We start from the raw sequence: 15,027 nt of genomic DNA on the forward strand, positions 1-15,027 counted from the left end.
CCGCCGACTCAGGCCTCCCGCTCGGCCAGCAGCCGGTCGGTGATCTCCTCGATCCGCTCGCGCAGCCCCTCCTGGCTCTTGCCGCCGTCGAGGCGTTCGCCGCCGATGACGTACGTCGGGGTGCCGGTCACACCGATGGCCTTGCCCTCGGCCTGGTCGGCGTCGACGATCAGGATGTGCCGGCCGTCGATCAGCGCGGTGTCGAACTCCTCGGCGTCCAGACCGAGTTCACGGGCCACCTCGACCAGCAGGGACTCGCCCTGCCGATCCAGCTCCGCCACCCGCTCCAGCACGGCCTCCACGTACGGCCAGCCCTTGCCCTGCTCCAGCGCCTCCTCGGCGGCCTGCGCGGCGGCGAAGGCGTGCTTGTGCTTCTCCAGCGGGAAGTGCCGCAGACGCAGCTCCAGCCGGTCGCCGTAGCGGGCGCGCAGGGCGCGGACGTCGTCCAGGGCGGTGCGGCAGTCGGGGCACTGCAGTTCGCACCAGACGTCGAGGACGAGGGCATCGGTGCGGGCCGGGGAGGAGTCGCTCATGCGCACCAGTGTTCCAGGCCGGGTGCGGCCGACCCAATCGGGACGCCGCAGGGCCCCGGGCCGGAGCGGGGGAGGGGGCGACCGGCACTCCGGTAGGAGTCGACCCGGAGATGTCCCTGATGTCCGCCGGGACCGTGGCCTCACGGCGACCGGGCGGTGCAGGATGGAAGGGACGAAGCGCATCCGCGGACGCCGGTGTGCGCTTGGCCGCACCGCCACCGAACCGAGCCCGCCAGGAGGACCGGATGATTGCCGAGACCGTCTGTTCCGCCGTGTCCGCGGCGGGCCTGGGCATCGCGGTGGTCACGGCCTACCGCAGGCGCTTCCTGTCGGCGGCCCGCATCGCGGCCTACTCCCTCGTACCGGTCGGCCTGGTGATGACCGGAGTCGTCGGCTGGCTCGCCGACACCGCGTTCAGTCCCACGGCCTGGGCGGGCTTCGGGCTGCTGGGCGCCGCCTGGCTGCTGCTCACCGGCACCCGCGCGGTGGAGCGCCGGCGCGGCGGCGCCGGCGCGGAGCGCAAGGCGGCCAAGGACGACCGGCGGGACGCGGTGGCACCCGCGGCCTCGGCGCCCTCCCTGGGGCAGGGCTCACGCCCCGCGTCACGACCGGCCGCCGCCCCCCGCCCCGCCGACTCGGCCGACGACTTCAGCGACATCGAGGCCATCCTCAAGAAGCACGGCATATGACAGTCACACCATTCACGGAAACGACACAGTGAGTCCCGGGACGTCCGGAATCGTTCATGAGACGAACGAGAGATCACGGTTTCGGTGAAGTCCCGCAAGATCCCCGAGTGCTGATCGCGTCCGGGGCGCCGAGTGGGTCATCATCGGCCGCGAGATGCTGGACACAACACAGAGCGAGGCCGCGCCGCCCAAGGACGAGCCGCGCGGATGCCTCTTCGCCCTTTCCCAGCCACCGCTGATGATCTTCCTTGCGGTGATCGGGTGTCTGCTGCTCATGGCTGCGCTGCACGACCTGCTGCTGCTGTGAGCCGTACGCGTCGGTCCCGGCGCCACCCGCCGGGACCGACGTCGCCACGGACCGGAAGGGGGCCGCCCCCGGCCCGGCCGGGTCAGCCCGCCGCTTCCTTGCGCCGCGCCCGGTAGGCGGCGACATGCAGCCGGTTCCCGCAGGTCCGGCTGTCGCAGTAGCGGCGCGAGCGGTTGCGGGACAGATCGACGAAGGCGCGCCGGCAGTCCGGTGCCTCGCAGCGCCGCAGCCGCTCCTGCTCCCCGGCGACCACGAAGAAGGCGAGCGCCATTCCGCAGTCCGCGGCGAGGTGATCGGCAACGGACGCCCCGGGGGCGAAGTAGTGCACATGCCAGTCGTAGCCGTCGTGGTCCGTGAGGCGCGGAGTGGTGCCGGCCGCGGCCACCAGCTCGTTGATCATCCCCGCGGCGGCCCGGGCGTCCGGGGCCGCGAAGATCCCCGCGAACCGGCCGCGGATCTTGCGCACCGCCGACAGGTCGAACTCGGACAGCACGCCGACATCGCTGATTTCGTGGTTTCGCACGAAGTCGGCGAGAGCCGCGACATCCTGCAGTCCGTCCGAGGCGGTGTCGTCCTCCGGCGCGGAGTTCACCAGATCGACCACGGTGTCGAGTGCGCACCGGGTGTCGTGGGTGATCAGCACGTTTCGCTCCCTGGCCTGGTGGTCGGGCGGGCGCCCGCCGATGCTGGCCGATGGTAGCGACAACGCGCCCACCGCACCGGTCCCGGCCGACCTCGACTGCCGGTAGAACGCCTCCGTGCCGCAGGCGGTTCCCGGAAGCACGGCCGAAGGGCCGAGCGCCGTCCAGACGTGCCGGAGACACACGGGCACAGGCCGACACCGTCCCGCGAACGCTCACGGTGACGGCGCCGGCCTGTGCCGTATGCGGTTGTCTTGGCCCGAGCCGTCTCCCCGAGTGGACGGCGCCGGGCTGCTTCGGAGGGCGGCGACCTAACTCTCCGCCAGGATGTGCGAGAGCTCCTGATCCAGATCGAAGTGCCGGTGCTCCGTGCCGGGCGGCACGGCGGCGTCGGTTCGCTTCAGGAAGGACTCCAGGGCCCGCGCCGGGGCCTCCAGCAGAGCCTCTCCCTCAGGCGAGCTGAGGGCGATGCAGACGACGCCCTGACCATGGCTGCGCGATGGCCAGACGCGGACGTCGCCGGTGCCGGTGGGCCGGTGCAGCCCCTCGGCGAGGAGGTCGCGGGCGAACACCCACTCGACGGTCTCCTCGGCTCCGGTGTGGAAGGTGGCGTGCACGGCGTAGGGGTCGGCCGTGTCGTACCGCAGGCCTGCGGGGACAGGCAGGGAGGACTCGCTCGACACAACGAGGCGCAGGTGCAGCTCGCAGCTGACCGTGGTGTTCATAAGCGCCAGGGCCTTTCGCTCAGTGTGCGCTCGGGGATTCGCACGTCGGCGAAATCGACATGCCACCTACGGTGCCGTTGTAAACCCCTCTGGGAGTTTTGCCTGGCTTTACGTAACTCTTCCGGCCGAGAACTCGTACCAGATCTACGACCATTCCAGTGACTGGATTCACTCCGGTAGGGTTTGTCTGTATGAATACGGGGAGTGACGAGCCGGGTGAGGTCGCAGTGGCCGGGGACGAGAGGAAGGCGGACGATCGAGTGAGTGACGCCGACGCCGAGCGGGGCCTCGGCTCCCGTGCGCCGGAATTCGTCAAGGCCCGCCGGGCCCTGCACGTGAGCTGGCAGGTCGGTGTCTTCGTGATCGGCCTGGCGGTCGTTGCCCTGGGCATCGTGATGCTGCCGCTGCCAGGACCCGGCTGGGTGGTGATCTTCGGCGGCATGGCGATCTGGGCGACCGAGTTCGTCTGGGCCCAGCTGGTCCTCCGCTGGACGAAACGCAAAGTCACCGAGGCCGCCCAGCGGGCCCTCGATCCCAAGGTGCGCCGGCGCAACATCACCCTCACCGTGATCGGTCTGGTGATCGTGGGCGTGCTGGTGGGGATCTATCTGTGGAAGTTCGGCGTCGTCATGCCGTGGAAGATCAAGGACCAGTGATCCGCCGCCCGGGGCCCGGCCGCCACCGGTCCGGCCCCTGGTCGGGACCACCCCCTGACATCGGGTAATGTTCTTCCTGCGCCCGGGCGATTAGCTCAGTGGGAGAGCGCTTCGTTCACACCGAAGAGGTCACTGGTTCGAACCCAGTATCGCCCACCCGGACCGACGGCCCATCTGCTTCGAGCAGGTGGGCCGTCGTCGTCCCCCCTGGCTCACGCGGTGGGCTGCTTCGGGCGTGGCAAAGCCTCCGGGAGAAGTTCCTGACGCAGGCGGCCGGCGGAAATACCGCGGACGTCTTCCGGAATGCCGTCGCATTTCTTCGCAAGTACGACAAGCGCGGAATTCCCGCGCGCCTCAAGTCCCGAGTGCCGGCCCAAATCTGAGCCCCAGTCACTTCGGTCGGCTCGCACGCCGTGTCGCTCTTCGGCATATTCCGCTTCGGCGCGTCGAACCCGAACCCGGCGCCGCCCGGCGGGGAGACGCCCGCACGGCGGCGAAGGGTGGCCCGTGTCGCGGCGGGGCGCATGAGGACCCGTACTCGGATCACCGAGCCCGGCCGGGCAGACTCGGACCATGGACTGGAACCACTACCGCTTCCGGACCCTGTGGTCCCTGCCCGTCCCGTCCGCCGCGGTGTACGCGGCGCTGGAGCGGCCCGAGGACTACCCCCGATGGTGGCCACAGGTGCGGACGGTGACCCGACTGGACGACGAGACCGGCGTGATCACCATCCGCTCCCTGCTGCCGTTCGCCATGACCTTCACCGCCCGCACCGCCGACCGTGACCCGGCCGCGGGCATCCTGGCGGTGCACATGACCGGGGACATCGAGGGCTGGGCGCGCTGGACGGTCACCACCGCCGGTCCCGGCGCGCTCGTCCGGTACGACCAGGAGGTCGACGTGTGCAAGCCGCTGCTCAGACGGCTGGCCGTACCCGGACGGCCCGTCTTCCGCGCCAATCACCGGCTGATGATGCGGGCCGGACGGCGCGGACTGCTGCGGTACCTGCGAGCGGTTTGAACGAACGGCGCCGGGACCTGTATTGTTCAGTGCGTTCCCGGGCGATTAGCTCAGTGGGAGAGCGCTTCGTTCACACCGAAGAGGTCACTGGTTCGAACCCAGTATCGCCCACCGGGAAAGAGCCGGTCCGCAGCAGCGGACCGGCTCTTTTGACGTGAGCGACCGGTACCGGCGCTACGCCGCCGCCGGCAGCTCCGGCCGCAGCGGCCACTCCGTGTTGACGATCTCCTCCGAACCGCTGCGCGCGAACCAGGCCTGGAGCCCACGGGCCTGCGCCGCGTGCCAGTTGGCCTGGAGAGTGTGCAGGTCCGCCGGGGACAGTCGCTCCAGCCGGGTCGCGAACCGCCGGCCCAGAGCCCGTACGACGTCCAGCGCGGCCAGTGCGTCCGCCGCCGCGTCGTGCGCGTCCTGCAGCGTCACGCCGTAGTGCCCGCACAGGTCGGTCAGCGTACGGCGGCCCTTGCGGTAGCGGTCCAGATGCTTGTCCAGCACCCTCGGGTCCAGCACCCGCAAGGGCACCGCCTCCAGCCAGCGGTCCAGCCCGGCCGCCCGGTGCCGGCGCAACTCCCGGTCCAGCAGCGTCAGATCGAACGGCGCGTTCATCACCACCACCGGCCGCCGCATCGCCGCCTGCTCCGCCAGCTGCTCGGCTATCTCGTACATCACCGGCGCCGGCCAGCGGCCGTTGCGCTGAAGGTGCTCCTGCGTCAGCCCGTGCACCGCCGTCGCCGCCTCGGGCACCACGACCCCCGGATTCACCAGCCAGCGAGTGATCCGGGGCCGGGTGCCCGGCGCATCCTGGACGACGACGGCGGCCGACACGATCCGGTCGGTCTCGACGTCCACGCCCGTCGTCTCCGTGTCGAAGGCCGCCAGCGGCCCCTCGTACCAGGTCGTCATCCGCACACAACTCCTCGTTCACCCATGGCAGGTGACGTTCCGTCTTCTGCCTGTTTGGTGATACCCGGGCCGTTTGCGACGTACGCCGGAAGGAGACAACAGGAATACGGGTCTTAGCAGTTCAGCGGCCCGCAGCGGGAAGACCCATTGCTTGGAAGGCTGTTGGTCATGGCCATAGCGCAGCCCGAGCGGGGCGGGCTGCTGCCCGACCGCCCGGGCACCCTCCGCGGCACGCTCGCCACCACCGCCTGCATGGAGACACTGCAGGTCGGCTATCTGCACGCGGTCGCCGCCGCGGCCGGCTGCTCGCTGTCCCAGCCCTTCCCGGACAACGGCATCGACTGGCACGTCAGCCACAGCGCACCCGGACACACCGTCGACGACGAGGTCACCATCAAGGTGCAGCTGAAGTGCACCTACCAGGTCCCGCCCAACCCGCCGGGCCGCTTCTTCTCCTTCACCCTCGACAACGACCACCTGCGCAAGCTGGCCCGCACACCCGTCTCGGTGCACAAGATCCTGGTCGTCATGCTCGTGCCGCGCGCGCAGGACGACTGGCTGCGCGCCGGCCACGACCGGCTCGACCTGCGGCACTGCTGCTACTGGGTCAACCTGGCCGGCCGGCCGGTCACCGGCCGGCACCGGACCACCGTGCGGATACCGACCGCGCGCATCTTCGACGACCGGGCGCTGTGCGAGATCATGACGCGGGTCGGGACGGGAGGCAGGCCATGAGGAGCCGTCCGTACGAGGAGCCGGCCCGGCAGGTCCGGCAGCACCCCGACGACCTCCCCTGGAACCGCCCCCCGGAGCCCGCCGAGGTCGACCCGGCCGTGCTCGGCGCCCTGCTGCGCCGGCACGGCTGGCAGCGGCGCGGGGGAGCCGCCGGCCGGTACGGCCGCTGGACCCCGCCCGGCCCGGGCGCCGGCGGCACCAGCCTGCTCGTGCCGGAGAACCGCGGCTTCCCGGACAGCGACGACCTGCTCGGCGAGGCCCTCGACGCCCTGGCCCGCAGCGACACCCCCTCCGCCCGCGAGGTCCTCATCTCCCTGGCCGTACCGAGCGACGAGATCCGCTGGTGGCGAGACACCCCCAGGGGACCCGTGGGAGCCGCGCACTGGACGGCCGACATGCAACTACGCGGCGCCGCACGGCAGATGCTGCTCGCCGCCGCGCTCGCCACCCGGGCGCGTGCCGGATACCACGGCGCCCGCCACCGCAGACCGGCCGCCGCCCTCATGGAGGACGTCCTCGTCGGACCCGCCACCGAGGGCCGCACCCTCACCGCCTTCGTGCCCGCGGCCACCGGCCGGCACCTCGCCGTACGGCTCCACCAGGCCCTGTTCGCCACCCGGGAGGCCATCGACTACCGGCGGGCCACCGGCGGGATGGACGCCTTCGACGGCGCCGTCGAGGCCGGCGTCAGCCGCGAGCTCACCGAGGCGCTCGGCGCGCTCGTGCGGGGCACCGAGGGCGCCCGCGTCGCCGTCGCCTGGGCCCCAGGGTCCGGTGTACCCGAGGGCTGCGCCGCCTCCGCCGAACCCGTCGAGTTCTCACCGGGCGACCTGCCCGTGCTCCGCGAGGCCGCGGCCCGCTACCTGCGCGAGGAACCCTCCGTGCCGGTCCGCGTCACGGGTGCCGTCGTCCGCATGCGCCGCTCCGGCCCCACCGGCGAGGGCACCGTCCGGCTGCGCGTCCTCGCCGGCGTCGAGGTCCCGCACCTCCGCGTCACCCTCGACGAGGAGGACTACCGCATCGCCGGCCACGCCCACCTCGTCGGACTGCCCGTCCGGGTGCACGGCCGGCTGGAGCGGCGGGGCGGCTTCCGCCGGCTCACCGGCGCCTCCGGCGTCGTACCCGTGCAGGTGGACGACGCCGAGCGGGACCGGCTGATGAAGGCCCTCCAGGAGAACCTCGACTTCTTCGAGGAGGCGTGCGGAGAGGGGGAGGCGGGAGCGTACGGGGACGAGGACTGACGGTGACCGTTTCGCGGTCGGTGCCGTCGGGTCGGTACGATCGCCTGTGCGCGCGCTCCTGGTATGGCGCCGCATCCCACCTTCAGTCAGGAGAGACCGGTGTCAGACGTCCGTGTGATCATCCAACGCGATTCCGAGCGGGAAGAACGCGTGGTGACGACGGGCACTACGGCCGCCGACCTCTTCGCGGGCGAGCGCTCGATCATCGCCGCGCGCGTGGCCGGCGAGCTGCGGGACCTCAGCCACGAGCTGGCCGACGGTGACGAGGTCGAGGGCGTCGAGATCTCCTCCGAGGACGGCCTGAACATCCTGCGCCACTCCACCGCGCACGTCATGGCGCAGGCCGTGCAGGAGCTGTTCCCCGAGGCCAAGCTGGGCATCGGCCCGCCCGTCAAGGACGGCTTCTACTACGACTTCGACGTCGAGAAGCCCTTCCACCCCGATGACCTCAAGGCCATCGAGAAGAAGATGCAGGAGATCCAGAAGCGCGGCCAGCGCTTCTCCCGTCGTGTCGTCACCGACGAGGCCGCGCGCGAGGAGCTGGCCGACGAGCCGTACAAGCTGGAGCTGATCGGCCTCAAGGGTTCCGCGTCCCACGACGACGGCGCGGACGTCGAGGTCGGCGCCGGCGAGCTGACGATCTACGACAACCTGGACGCCAAGACCGGCGAGCTGTGCTGGAAGGACCTCTGCCGCGGTCCCCACCTGCCGACGACCCGGCTGATCCCGGCGTTCAAGCTGATGCGCAACGCGGCCGCCTACTGGCGCGGCAGCGAGAAGAACCCGATGCTCCAGCGCATCTACGGCACCGCCTGGCCGTCCAAGGACGAGCTGAAGGCGCACCTGGACTTCCTCGCCGAGGCCGAGAAGCGCGACCACCGCAAGCTCGGCAGCGAGCTGGACCTGTTCTCCATCCCGGAGCAGATCGGCTCCGGCCTCGCCGTCTTCCACCCCAAGGGCGGCATCGTCCGCCGCGTGATGGAGGACTACTCGCGCCGCCGCCACGAGGAAGAGGGCTACGAGTTCGTCTACACCCCGCACGCCACGAAGGGGAAGCTCTTCGAGACGTCCGGGCACCTGGACTGGTACGCCGACGGCATGTACCCGCCCATGCAGCTCGACGAGGGCGTGGACTACTACCTCAAGCCCATGAACTGCCCGATGCACAACCTGATCTTCGACGCGCGCGGCCGCTCCTACCGCGAACTGCCGCTGCGCCTGTTCGAGTTCGGCACCGTGTACCGGTACGAGAAGTCCGGCGTCGTGCACGGCCTGACCCGCGCCCGCGGCTTCACACAGGACGACGCGCACATCTACTGCACCCGTGAGCAGATGTCGGAGGAGCTCGACAAGACGCTCACCTTCGTCCTCGGCCTGCTGCGCGACTACGGCCTGACCGACTTCTACCTGGAGCTGTCCACCAAGGACCCGGAGAAGTTCGTCGGCTCCGACGAGGTCTGGGAGGAGGCCACCGAGACGCTGCGCCAGGTCGCCGAGAAGCAGGGCCTGCCCCTCGTGCCCGACCCGGGCGGCGCCGCCTTCTACGGCCCGAAGATCTCCGTGCAGACCAAGGACGCCATCGGCCGCACCTGGCAGATGTCGACCATCCAGCTCGACTTCAACCTGCCCGAGCGGTTCGACCTGGAGTACACCGGCCCCGACGGTGCCAAGCAGCGCCCGGTCATGATCCACCGCGCGCTGTTCGGCTCCATCGAGCGGTTCTTCGCCGTGCTGCTGGAGCACTACGCGGGCGCCTTCCCGGCGTGGCTGGCCCCCGTGCAGGCGCTCGGCATCCCGATCGGCGACGCGCACGTGGAGTACCTGGAGAAGTTCGCGGCCGCGGCCAAGAAGCAGGGTCTGCGCGTCGAGGTGGACTCCTCCTCGGACCGCATGCAGAAGAAGATCCGCAACGCCCAGAAGCAGAAGGTGCCCTTCATGGTCATCGCGGGTGACGAGGACATGTCGAACGACTCGGTGTCCTTCCGCTACCGCGACGGCTCCCAGGAGAACGGCATCCCCTTCGACGAGGCGATCGCCAAGATCGCGAAGATCGTGGAGGAGCGGTCCCAGGTCTGAACCGCCTGAGCCGCGAGGGCCCCCGGGATCACCGTCCCGGGGGCCCCTTTCTGTCGCTCTCCCGCGTGAACGTCTGCATCAGCCAGGACGAGAACGAACCTGTCACCGCGCCGAGCAGGCCGATCCCGCAGGCCATCATCCCCATCGCGATCGTCCGGCCCAGCTCGGTCACCGGGGTGATGTCGCCGTAGCCGACCGTGCTGAGCGTCGAGGCGGCCCACCACACCGCGTCCCCGAAGGTCGTCATGGTGGCACCGGGCGCCCCGCGCTCCTGCTGGAACACCGCGAGCGCCCCGGCGAAGCCCAGCAGCAGCGTGGACAGGCTCGCGTAGGAGATCACGCGGGCGTACAGGGAGAGCCGGGGCTCTCCCTGCCGGCGCTGGATGACGTCGTAGAGCGGGACGATCCGCAGCGGGCGCAGCAACGGCAGGATGACCACGACGGTGTGCAGGAAGTGCGTGCTGACGAAACGCAGGAAGCGCTGCCCGCCCAGCCGCCACCGCACCACATAGTCAGCGGCGAACACCACCCAGAGGACGAGCATCACCCACAGGCACAGGTCCCGCCAGGCCGCCAGGCTCACCGCCAGGACCCGGGTCGCGTACGCGGCCATGAAGACCAGCGACGCCACGAAGAGCGGAATCTCGGTGCGCTGCTCCCAGCGGGCCGCGCGGCTGTCGACGTCCACCGGCCAAGCTTGGCCGGTGGACGTCATCGAGGCGCCCCGGCGACACGCCGCGAACGGGCGAAGCCATATGCTGCCTAGCATGACGAGTGAGCCGGAGCAGCAGATCGGAGTGGGGACGCAGGACGCGTTCCAGCGCCTGTGGACGCCCCACCGGATGGCCTACATCCAGGGCGAGAACAAGCCCACCGGTCCGGGAGCCGACGACGGCTGCCCCTTCTGCTCGATACCGGCCAAGTCCGACGAGGACGGGCTGATCGTGCGCCGCGGCGAGCACGTGTACGCGGTCCTCAACCTGTACCCGTACAACGGCGGCCACCTCATGACCGTGCCCTACCGGCACGTGGCCGACTACACCGAGCTGACCGGGCCGGAGACCGCTGAACTCGCCGAGCTGACCAAGCAGGCGATGCAGGCCCTGCGCGCGGCCTCCGGTGCGCACGGCTTCAACATCGGCATGAACCAGGGCACGGTCGCGGGCGCCGGTATCGCCGCCCACCTGCACCAGCACGTCGTCCCGCGCTGGGGCGGCGACACGAACTTCATGCCGGTGGTCGGGCACACCAAGGTCCTGCCGCAGCTCCTGGCGGACACCCGCAAGATGCTGGCGGAGGCCTGGCCGGCCTAGGGACCGGGGGAGCCCGGGGGCGGCGGCGCGGCTTCCGGACCACCGCCGAGGACACCCCGACCGGGCGGCTGGGCCCGACGGCCGGGCCGGCGGACGCCTACGCGTCGTACACGTCGGCCTTCCTCGGCGTCGGGTCCTGGACGTTGCCGCTGAGGAACGCCGAGCGGGCACCGAACTTCTCCGTGTCCACGCCGTTCTCCTTCAGCACCCTGATCGCCGCCGAGTGCACCACCCGCAGCACCGGTGTGGCCGCGCGCAGCGCGTCGTCGGCCATGAAGCGGTGCCGCCACGGCTGATCGGCCCAGGCGTGCCGCAGACCGAACGGCTCGGGCAGTCCGAGCGAGCCGCCCAGCCAGTTCAGCAGCGGCGGGTACCAGGTCAGCGGGGCGCGCGCGGCGAGCCGTACCACTTCGTCGGTGGTGACCAGCGGCAGCTTGATCGTGCGGTTCTCCCACGGCTTGAAGGACTTGGCGACCTCCTTGACCGGCGCCTCCGGCTTCGTGGTGAACAGCGGGTTCACCGGCCCCAGGGCGTGCCCGGTGACCTCGATGCGCAGCGTCTCGTGCAGCACGGTCACCGTGATCAGCATGGTGATGACCAGCTGGCCGTCCCACAGCGTCCACTGCACGCCCAGATAGTGCCGGTCACCGCTGCCGAACTGCTGCTTGTTGCAGATCTCCTGTATGGCGTGCGGTTTGATCTGGAAGGCCTCGACGTCGGTGCCCTCGGGCCGGGACACCGCGACTGCCTTCTCGCCGATCGGCGTGACGATCCAGTGCTTCACGGACGGCTTGGGGAAGCCGCCCGTGTTCAGCGGGCCGCGCTCCAGCATGGCCAGCTGGTCGTGGATCGCGCGTATGACGTCCCAGCTGCGGAAGGGGTGGATCTCCCGGGTGCCGTCGGCGGGCACCAGTTCCTCGGCGAGCTGCCAGGCGCCCCACCGGGTGCCCATGCCGAGTATGCCCTTGGGTCCGGCGTAGAAGACCGAGTTGGACTGCTGCTCGGCGCTCAGCCGGGCCAGCGACTGGCGCAGCTCCTCCGCGGCCGTCTGGCCGGGCCCGCGCGGCACGGCCTCCGGGACCTTGGCGCCGACGCTGGTGCCCGACAGCAGGCCGTCCCAGCGGGCCCGCAGATCCTGGGCGGCGCTCTCGCAGACCCGCTTGGCCCAGAACCAGCCCAGCACGGGCAGGACGACGCACGCACGGGCGTACCACGCCCAGAGTCCGCCGAACGGCATCTTGATGAAGAACAGCGCGGCGAGCACGCCGACACCGAGGAGCAGGGCCGTGGCCAGTGGCCCGGCCCGCTTGTCGTCACTCCGGGCGACGAACATGCGCAGCTGGAAGACGAGCAGCCAGACGATCAGGCCGGGCAGGAAGAGCAGACCGCACAGCACCGTCACGGCCGTCAGGCGGTTGTCGCGCTCGCGGCGGATGTTGTTCGCCGCCAGACAGTGCTCCACCACGAACTGCGGCTCGGAGCCGAAGGACTGGATGAGCGGTTTGCGGCCGGGGGCGAGCATCCGGTCGATCACGGCACGCGAGAACGACTCACCGAGATTGGGCCGCAACAGCTTCATCCGGCCGGCCTTGACGGTCGACTGGTGCCATTCGTTGTCGGCCTTCTTGATCTCCTCGACCGGGCTGTCCCGGTACGCGGCGGAAGCCAGCGCGGAGGTCGCCGCCTGTCCCTCGTCGCCCGAGACGGGCACCTGCGGCCCGTCCCACTCCGTTCCAAACGACATTCCCGCCCCCATCACCGCCGGCGTCGCTCCTGCGGCCTTCCCGACTTCCCTGCCCCGCACACCTGTTGACCCGGCCCTCGTGCCAAAACCACCCCCACGACCGGACGGCGGCGGCACCACGTGATCAGGTGATCAGCGTATCCGCCGCCACCGACAACCGGCGGGCGGACGGCCGAAGCCGCCCGCCCGCACCGACCGGACGCGGCCGGACTACCCGCCGTCGCCCGCCTGTTCGCGGATCCGCTCGGCGATCTGCGGCGGCATCGGCTCGTGCCGGGCGTACGCCCGGTCGAACCGGGCCGTGCCGTGCGACAGCGAGCGCAGGTCCACGGCGTACCGGCCGATCTCGAACTCCGGCACCTCGGCCCTGATCAGCGTCCGCCCGGTACCCACCTGTTCGGTGCCGAGCAGGCGGCCGCGCCGGCTCGACAGGTCGCTCATCACCGGGCCCACGTAGTCGTCGCCGACGAGGACGGTCACCTCGGCGACCGGTTCCAGCAGATGGATCCGCGCGCCCGCGGCGGCCTCGCGCAGCGCCAGCGCACCCGCCGTCTGGAAGGCGGCGTCGGAGGAGTCCACCGAGTGCGCCTTGCCGTCCAGCAGCGTGATCCGGACGTCGATGAGCGGATACCCGGCGGCCACACCCTTGGCCGCCTGCGCCCGGACGCCCTTCTCGACGGACGGGATGAACTGCCGGGGCACCGCCCCGCCGACCACCTTGTCCACGAACTCGATGCCCGAACCGCCCGGCAGCGGCTCCACCTCGATCTCGCAGATCGCGTACTGCCCGTGCCCGCCGGACTGCTTCACATGCCGTCCGCGCCCGCCGGCCTTGGCCGCGAACGTCTCCCGCAGAGAGACCCGGTGGGGGACGACGTCGACCTGGACGCCGTAGCGGCTGCGCAGCCGTTCCAGGGCGACGTCCGCATGGGCCTCGCCCAGACACCACAGGACCACCTGATGGGTGTCCTGGTTCTGCTCCAGGCGCATCGTCGGGTCCTCGGCGACCAGCCGGGACAGGCCCTGGGACAGCTTGTCCTCGTCGGCCTTGCTGTGCGCCTGGATGGCGAGCGGCAGCAGCGGGTCCGGCATCTGCCAGGGCTCCATCAGGAGCGGGTCGTCCTTCGCGGACAGCGTGTCACCGGTCTCCGCGCGGCCCAGCTTGGCCACGCACACCAGGTCGCCGGCGACGGCGTGCGTCACCGGACGCTGCTGCTTGCCGAAGGGCATGGACAGGGCGCCGATCTTCTCGTCGACGTCGTGGTCCTCGTGCCCGCGGTCGGCGAGACCGTGCCCGGAGACGTGCACCGTCTGGTCCGGGCGCAGCGTCCCGGAGAACACGCGGACGAGGGAGATGCGGCCGACGTACGGGTCGGAGGAGGTCTTGACGACCTCGGCGACCAGCGGACCGCCGGTGTCGCACGGCTTCAGCTCGCGCTGCTTGCCGTCGACGGTCGTGACGCCGGGCAGGGGATGCTCGAACGGGGTCGGGAACCCGCCGGTGATCAGCTCCAGCAGCTCGACCGTGCCGAGCCCCTGGCGGGCGCCCTCGGCGGCGGGCGCGGCGGCGAGGACGGGGAAGAAGCTGCCGCGGGCGACGGCCCGCTCCAGGTCCTCGATCAGCGTCTTGACGTCGACCTGCTCACCGCCGAGATAGCGGTCCATGAGGGTCTCGTCCTCGCTCTCGGCGATGATCCCCTCGATGAGCCGGTTGCGGGCCTCCTCGATGTCCGACAGCTGGTCCTCGCCGGGCTCGGAGTCCTTGCGCTCACCGGCCGAGTAGTCGAAGAGCTTCCGGGACAGCAGCCCGATCAGCCCGGTCACCGGCGCGTGTCCGTCCGGGCCCTCGGGGCCGCGCAGCGGCAGGTACAGGGGCAGTACGGCGTCGGGGTCGTCGCCGCCGAAGGCCTCCGCGCAGATCCGCGTGGTCTCCTCGAAGTCCGCGCGCGCGGACTCCAGGTGCGTGATCACGATCGCGCGGGGCATGCCGACCGCCGCGCACTCCTCCCACAGCATCCGGGTCGAGCCGTCCACCCCGTCCGAGGCCGAGACGACGAAGAGGGCCGCGTCCGCGGCGCGCAGACCGGCCCTGAGCTCACCGACGAAGTCGGCGTATCCGGGGGTGTCGAGCAGGTTGACCTTGATGCCGTCCCATTCGACCGGCGCGAGGGAGAGCTGTACGGAGCGTTGCTGCCGGTGCTCGATGTCGTCGTAGTCGGACACGGTGCCGCCGTCCTCGACGCGGCCCGCCCGGTTCACCGCCCCCGCGGTCAGCGCGAGGGCTTCCACCAGAGTGGTCTTGCCCGATCCGCTGTGGCCGACCAGCACCACGTTCCGGACGGACGTGGGTTGGTCGGCCGCCAGAGCCCTGCCGGCGGCTCCGGGGTGTGTCTGTGTCTTGTCGCCCATGATCCTGCCTCCCGTGCACGGTGAGGTCACTGTGGGCG

Annotated in this window: 15 protein-coding genes and 2 tRNA genes; 10 read left to right on the forward strand and 7 right to left on the reverse strand. The window is 71.0% G+C overall.

Annotation, left to right across the window (positions count from 1 at the left end; translation table 11 throughout):
- Nucleotides 1-8 precede the first annotated feature (8 nt).
- Nucleotides 9-533, reverse strand: a complete 525-nt coding sequence (locus BLW57_RS31540; protein WP_176985792.1) for a DsbA family protein — start codon at nucleotides 531-533, stop codon at nucleotides 9-11.
- Nucleotides 534-778: 245 nt separating this feature from the next.
- Between BLW57_RS31540 and BLW57_RS31545 the strand changes: the two genes are divergently transcribed.
- On the forward strand, nucleotides 779-1,222 hold the full coding sequence (locus BLW57_RS31545) for a hypothetical protein (protein WP_093479150.1): 444 nt from the start codon (nucleotides 779-781) through the stop codon (nucleotides 1,220-1,222).
- A gap of 154 nt (nucleotides 1,223-1,376) precedes the next feature.
- A complete protein-coding gene (locus BLW57_RS41580; RefSeq protein WP_167345734.1) occupies nucleotides 1,377-1,529 on the forward strand; it encodes a hypothetical protein in 153 nt (50 codons plus the stop codon).
- 82 nt (nucleotides 1,530-1,611) lie between these two features.
- Here the strand turns inward: BLW57_RS41580 and BLW57_RS31550 are convergent, their stop codons facing one another.
- Both BLW57_RS31550 and BLW57_RS31555 read right to left on the reverse strand, forming a co-directional pair.
- Nucleotides 1,612-2,172: a CGNR zinc finger domain-containing protein gene (locus BLW57_RS31550; protein WP_093479151.1), complete on the reverse strand. Its 561-nt coding sequence runs from the start codon at nucleotides 2,170-2,172 to the stop codon at nucleotides 1,612-1,614.
- A gap of 309 nt (nucleotides 2,173-2,481) precedes the next feature.
- The gene (locus BLW57_RS31555) at nucleotides 2,482-2,895 is read right to left on the reverse strand and encodes an SsgA family sporulation/cell division regulator (RefSeq protein ID WP_004002642.1); all 414 of its coding nucleotides are present in this window, start codon (nucleotides 2,893-2,895) and stop codon (nucleotides 2,482-2,484) included.
- A gap of 191 nt (nucleotides 2,896-3,086) precedes the next feature.
- On the opposite strand from BLW57_RS31555, the gene BLW57_RS31560 reads away from it, so the two are divergent.
- From BLW57_RS31560 to BLW57_RS31575, 4 genes are all read left to right on the forward strand, one after another.
- Nucleotides 3,087-3,551: a TIGR02611 family protein gene (locus tag BLW57_RS31560; protein WP_093479152.1), complete on the forward strand. Its 465-nt coding sequence runs from the start codon at nucleotides 3,087-3,089 to the stop codon at nucleotides 3,549-3,551.
- Nucleotides 3,552-3,635: 84 nt separating this feature from the next.
- A tRNA-Val gene (locus BLW57_RS31565) sits at nucleotides 3,636-3,707 on the forward strand.
- A 417-nt stretch (nucleotides 3,708-4,124) separates the two neighbouring features.
- Nucleotides 4,125-4,571 (forward strand): SRPBCC family protein, encoded by a 447-nt coding sequence (locus BLW57_RS31570; RefSeq protein ID WP_093479153.1) that lies wholly within the window; start codon nucleotides 4,125-4,127, stop codon nucleotides 4,569-4,571.
- Between the two features lie 39 nt (nucleotides 4,572-4,610).
- Nucleotides 4,611-4,682, forward strand: a tRNA-Val gene (locus tag BLW57_RS31575).
- 63 nt (nucleotides 4,683-4,745) lie between these two features.
- Here BLW57_RS31575 and BLW57_RS31580 read toward each other — a convergent pair.
- Complete coding sequence (locus tag BLW57_RS31580) at nucleotides 4,746-5,471, reverse strand: 3'-5' exonuclease (RefSeq protein ID WP_093479154.1); 726 nt, start codon at nucleotides 5,469-5,471, stop codon at nucleotides 4,746-4,748.
- A gap of 168 nt (nucleotides 5,472-5,639) precedes the next feature.
- On the opposite strand from BLW57_RS31580, the gene BLW57_RS31585 reads away from it, so the two are divergent.
- The 3 genes from BLW57_RS31585 (at nucleotide 5,640) to thrS (ending at nucleotide 9,523) form a co-directional block, all read left to right on the forward strand.
- The gene (locus tag BLW57_RS31585; RefSeq protein ID WP_093479155.1) at nucleotides 5,640-6,206 is read left to right on the forward strand and encodes a DUF4365 domain-containing protein; all 567 of its coding nucleotides are present in this window, start codon (nucleotides 5,640-5,642) and stop codon (nucleotides 6,204-6,206) included.
- Nucleotides 6,203-7,447, forward strand: coding sequence for a hypothetical protein (locus BLW57_RS31590; protein ID WP_093479156.1), 1,245 nt, complete (start codon nucleotides 6,203-6,205; stop codon nucleotides 7,445-7,447). Before BLW57_RS31585 ends, BLW57_RS31590 begins: the two co-directional genes overlap by 4 nt.
- 99 nt (nucleotides 7,448-7,546) lie before the next feature.
- Complete coding sequence (gene thrS, locus BLW57_RS31595; RefSeq protein WP_093479157.1) at nucleotides 7,547-9,523, forward strand: threonine--tRNA ligase; 1,977 nt, start codon at nucleotides 7,547-7,549, stop codon at nucleotides 9,521-9,523.
- Between the two features lie 28 nt (nucleotides 9,524-9,551).
- On the opposite strand, the gene BLW57_RS31600 is transcribed toward thrS, so the two are convergent.
- Complete coding sequence (locus BLW57_RS31600) at nucleotides 9,552-10,211, reverse strand: potassium channel family protein (protein WP_093479158.1); 660 nt, start codon at nucleotides 10,209-10,211, stop codon at nucleotides 9,552-9,554.
- A 67-nt stretch (nucleotides 10,212-10,278) separates the two neighbouring features.
- Between BLW57_RS31600 and BLW57_RS31605 the strand changes: the two genes are divergently transcribed.
- Nucleotides 10,279-10,836 (forward strand): HIT family protein, encoded by a 558-nt coding sequence (locus BLW57_RS31605; protein WP_093479159.1) that lies wholly within the window; start codon nucleotides 10,279-10,281, stop codon nucleotides 10,834-10,836.
- A gap of 97 nt (nucleotides 10,837-10,933) precedes the next feature.
- Here the strand turns inward: BLW57_RS31605 and BLW57_RS31610 are convergent, their stop codons facing one another.
- Nucleotides 10,934-12,580 carry a DUF412 family protein gene (locus BLW57_RS31610; protein ID WP_093479160.1) on the reverse strand — a complete coding sequence of 549 codons (1,647 nt, stop codon included), beginning with the start codon at nucleotides 12,578-12,580 and terminating at the stop codon, nucleotides 10,934-10,936.
- 210 nt (nucleotides 12,581-12,790) lie between these two features.
- The gene (locus tag BLW57_RS31615) at nucleotides 12,791-14,989 is read right to left on the reverse strand and encodes an elongation factor G-like protein EF-G2 (protein WP_093479161.1); all 2,199 of its coding nucleotides are present in this window, start codon (nucleotides 14,987-14,989) and stop codon (nucleotides 12,791-12,793) included.
- Between the last annotated feature and the right edge of the window lie 38 nt (nucleotides 14,990-15,027).

It is taken from the genome of Streptomyces sp. 1222.5 (assembly GCF_900105245.1).
GTDB lineage: Bacteria > Actinomycetota > Actinomycetes > Streptomycetales > Streptomycetaceae > Streptomyces > Streptomyces albidocamelliae.

Bases quoted from the DNA above. Each gene is read 5' to 3' on its own strand.
- BLW57_RS31540 (WP_176985792.1), bottom strand. From the start codon at position 533: ATGAGCGACTCCTCCCCGGCCCGCACCGATGCCCTCGTCCTCGACGTC.
- BLW57_RS31545 (WP_093479150.1), top strand. From the start codon at position 779: ATGATTGCCGAGACCGTCTGTTCCGCCGTGTCCGCGGCGGGCCTGGGC.
- BLW57_RS41580 (WP_167345734.1), top strand. From the start codon at position 1,377: ATGCTGGACACAACACAGAGCGAGGCCGCGCCGCCCAAGGACGAGCCG.
- BLW57_RS31555 (WP_004002642.1), bottom strand. From the start codon at position 2,895: ATGAACACCACGGTCAGCTGCGAGCTGCACCTGCGCCTCGTTGTGTCG.
- BLW57_RS31560 (WP_093479152.1), top strand. From the start codon at position 3,087: ATGAATACGGGGAGTGACGAGCCGGGTGAGGTCGCAGTGGCCGGGGAC.
- BLW57_RS31570 (WP_093479153.1), top strand. From the start codon at position 4,125: ATGGACTGGAACCACTACCGCTTCCGGACCCTGTGGTCCCTGCCCGTC.
- BLW57_RS31580 (WP_093479154.1), bottom strand. From the start codon at position 5,471: ATGACGACCTGGTACGAGGGGCCGCTGGCGGCCTTCGACACGGAGACG.
- BLW57_RS31585 (WP_093479155.1), top strand. From the start codon at position 5,640: ATGGCCATAGCGCAGCCCGAGCGGGGCGGGCTGCTGCCCGACCGCCCG.
- BLW57_RS31590 (WP_093479156.1), top strand. From the start codon at position 6,203: ATGAGGAGCCGTCCGTACGAGGAGCCGGCCCGGCAGGTCCGGCAGCAC.
- BLW57_RS31605 (WP_093479159.1), top strand. From the start codon at position 10,279: ATGCTGCCTAGCATGACGAGTGAGCCGGAGCAGCAGATCGGAGTGGGG.
- BLW57_RS31610 (WP_093479160.1), bottom strand. From the start codon at position 12,580: ATGTCGTTTGGAACGGAGTGGGACGGGCCGCAGGTGCCCGTCTCGGGC.
- BLW57_RS31615 (WP_093479161.1), bottom strand. From the start codon at position 14,989: ATGGGCGACAAGACACAGACACACCCCGGAGCCGCCGGCAGGGCTCTG.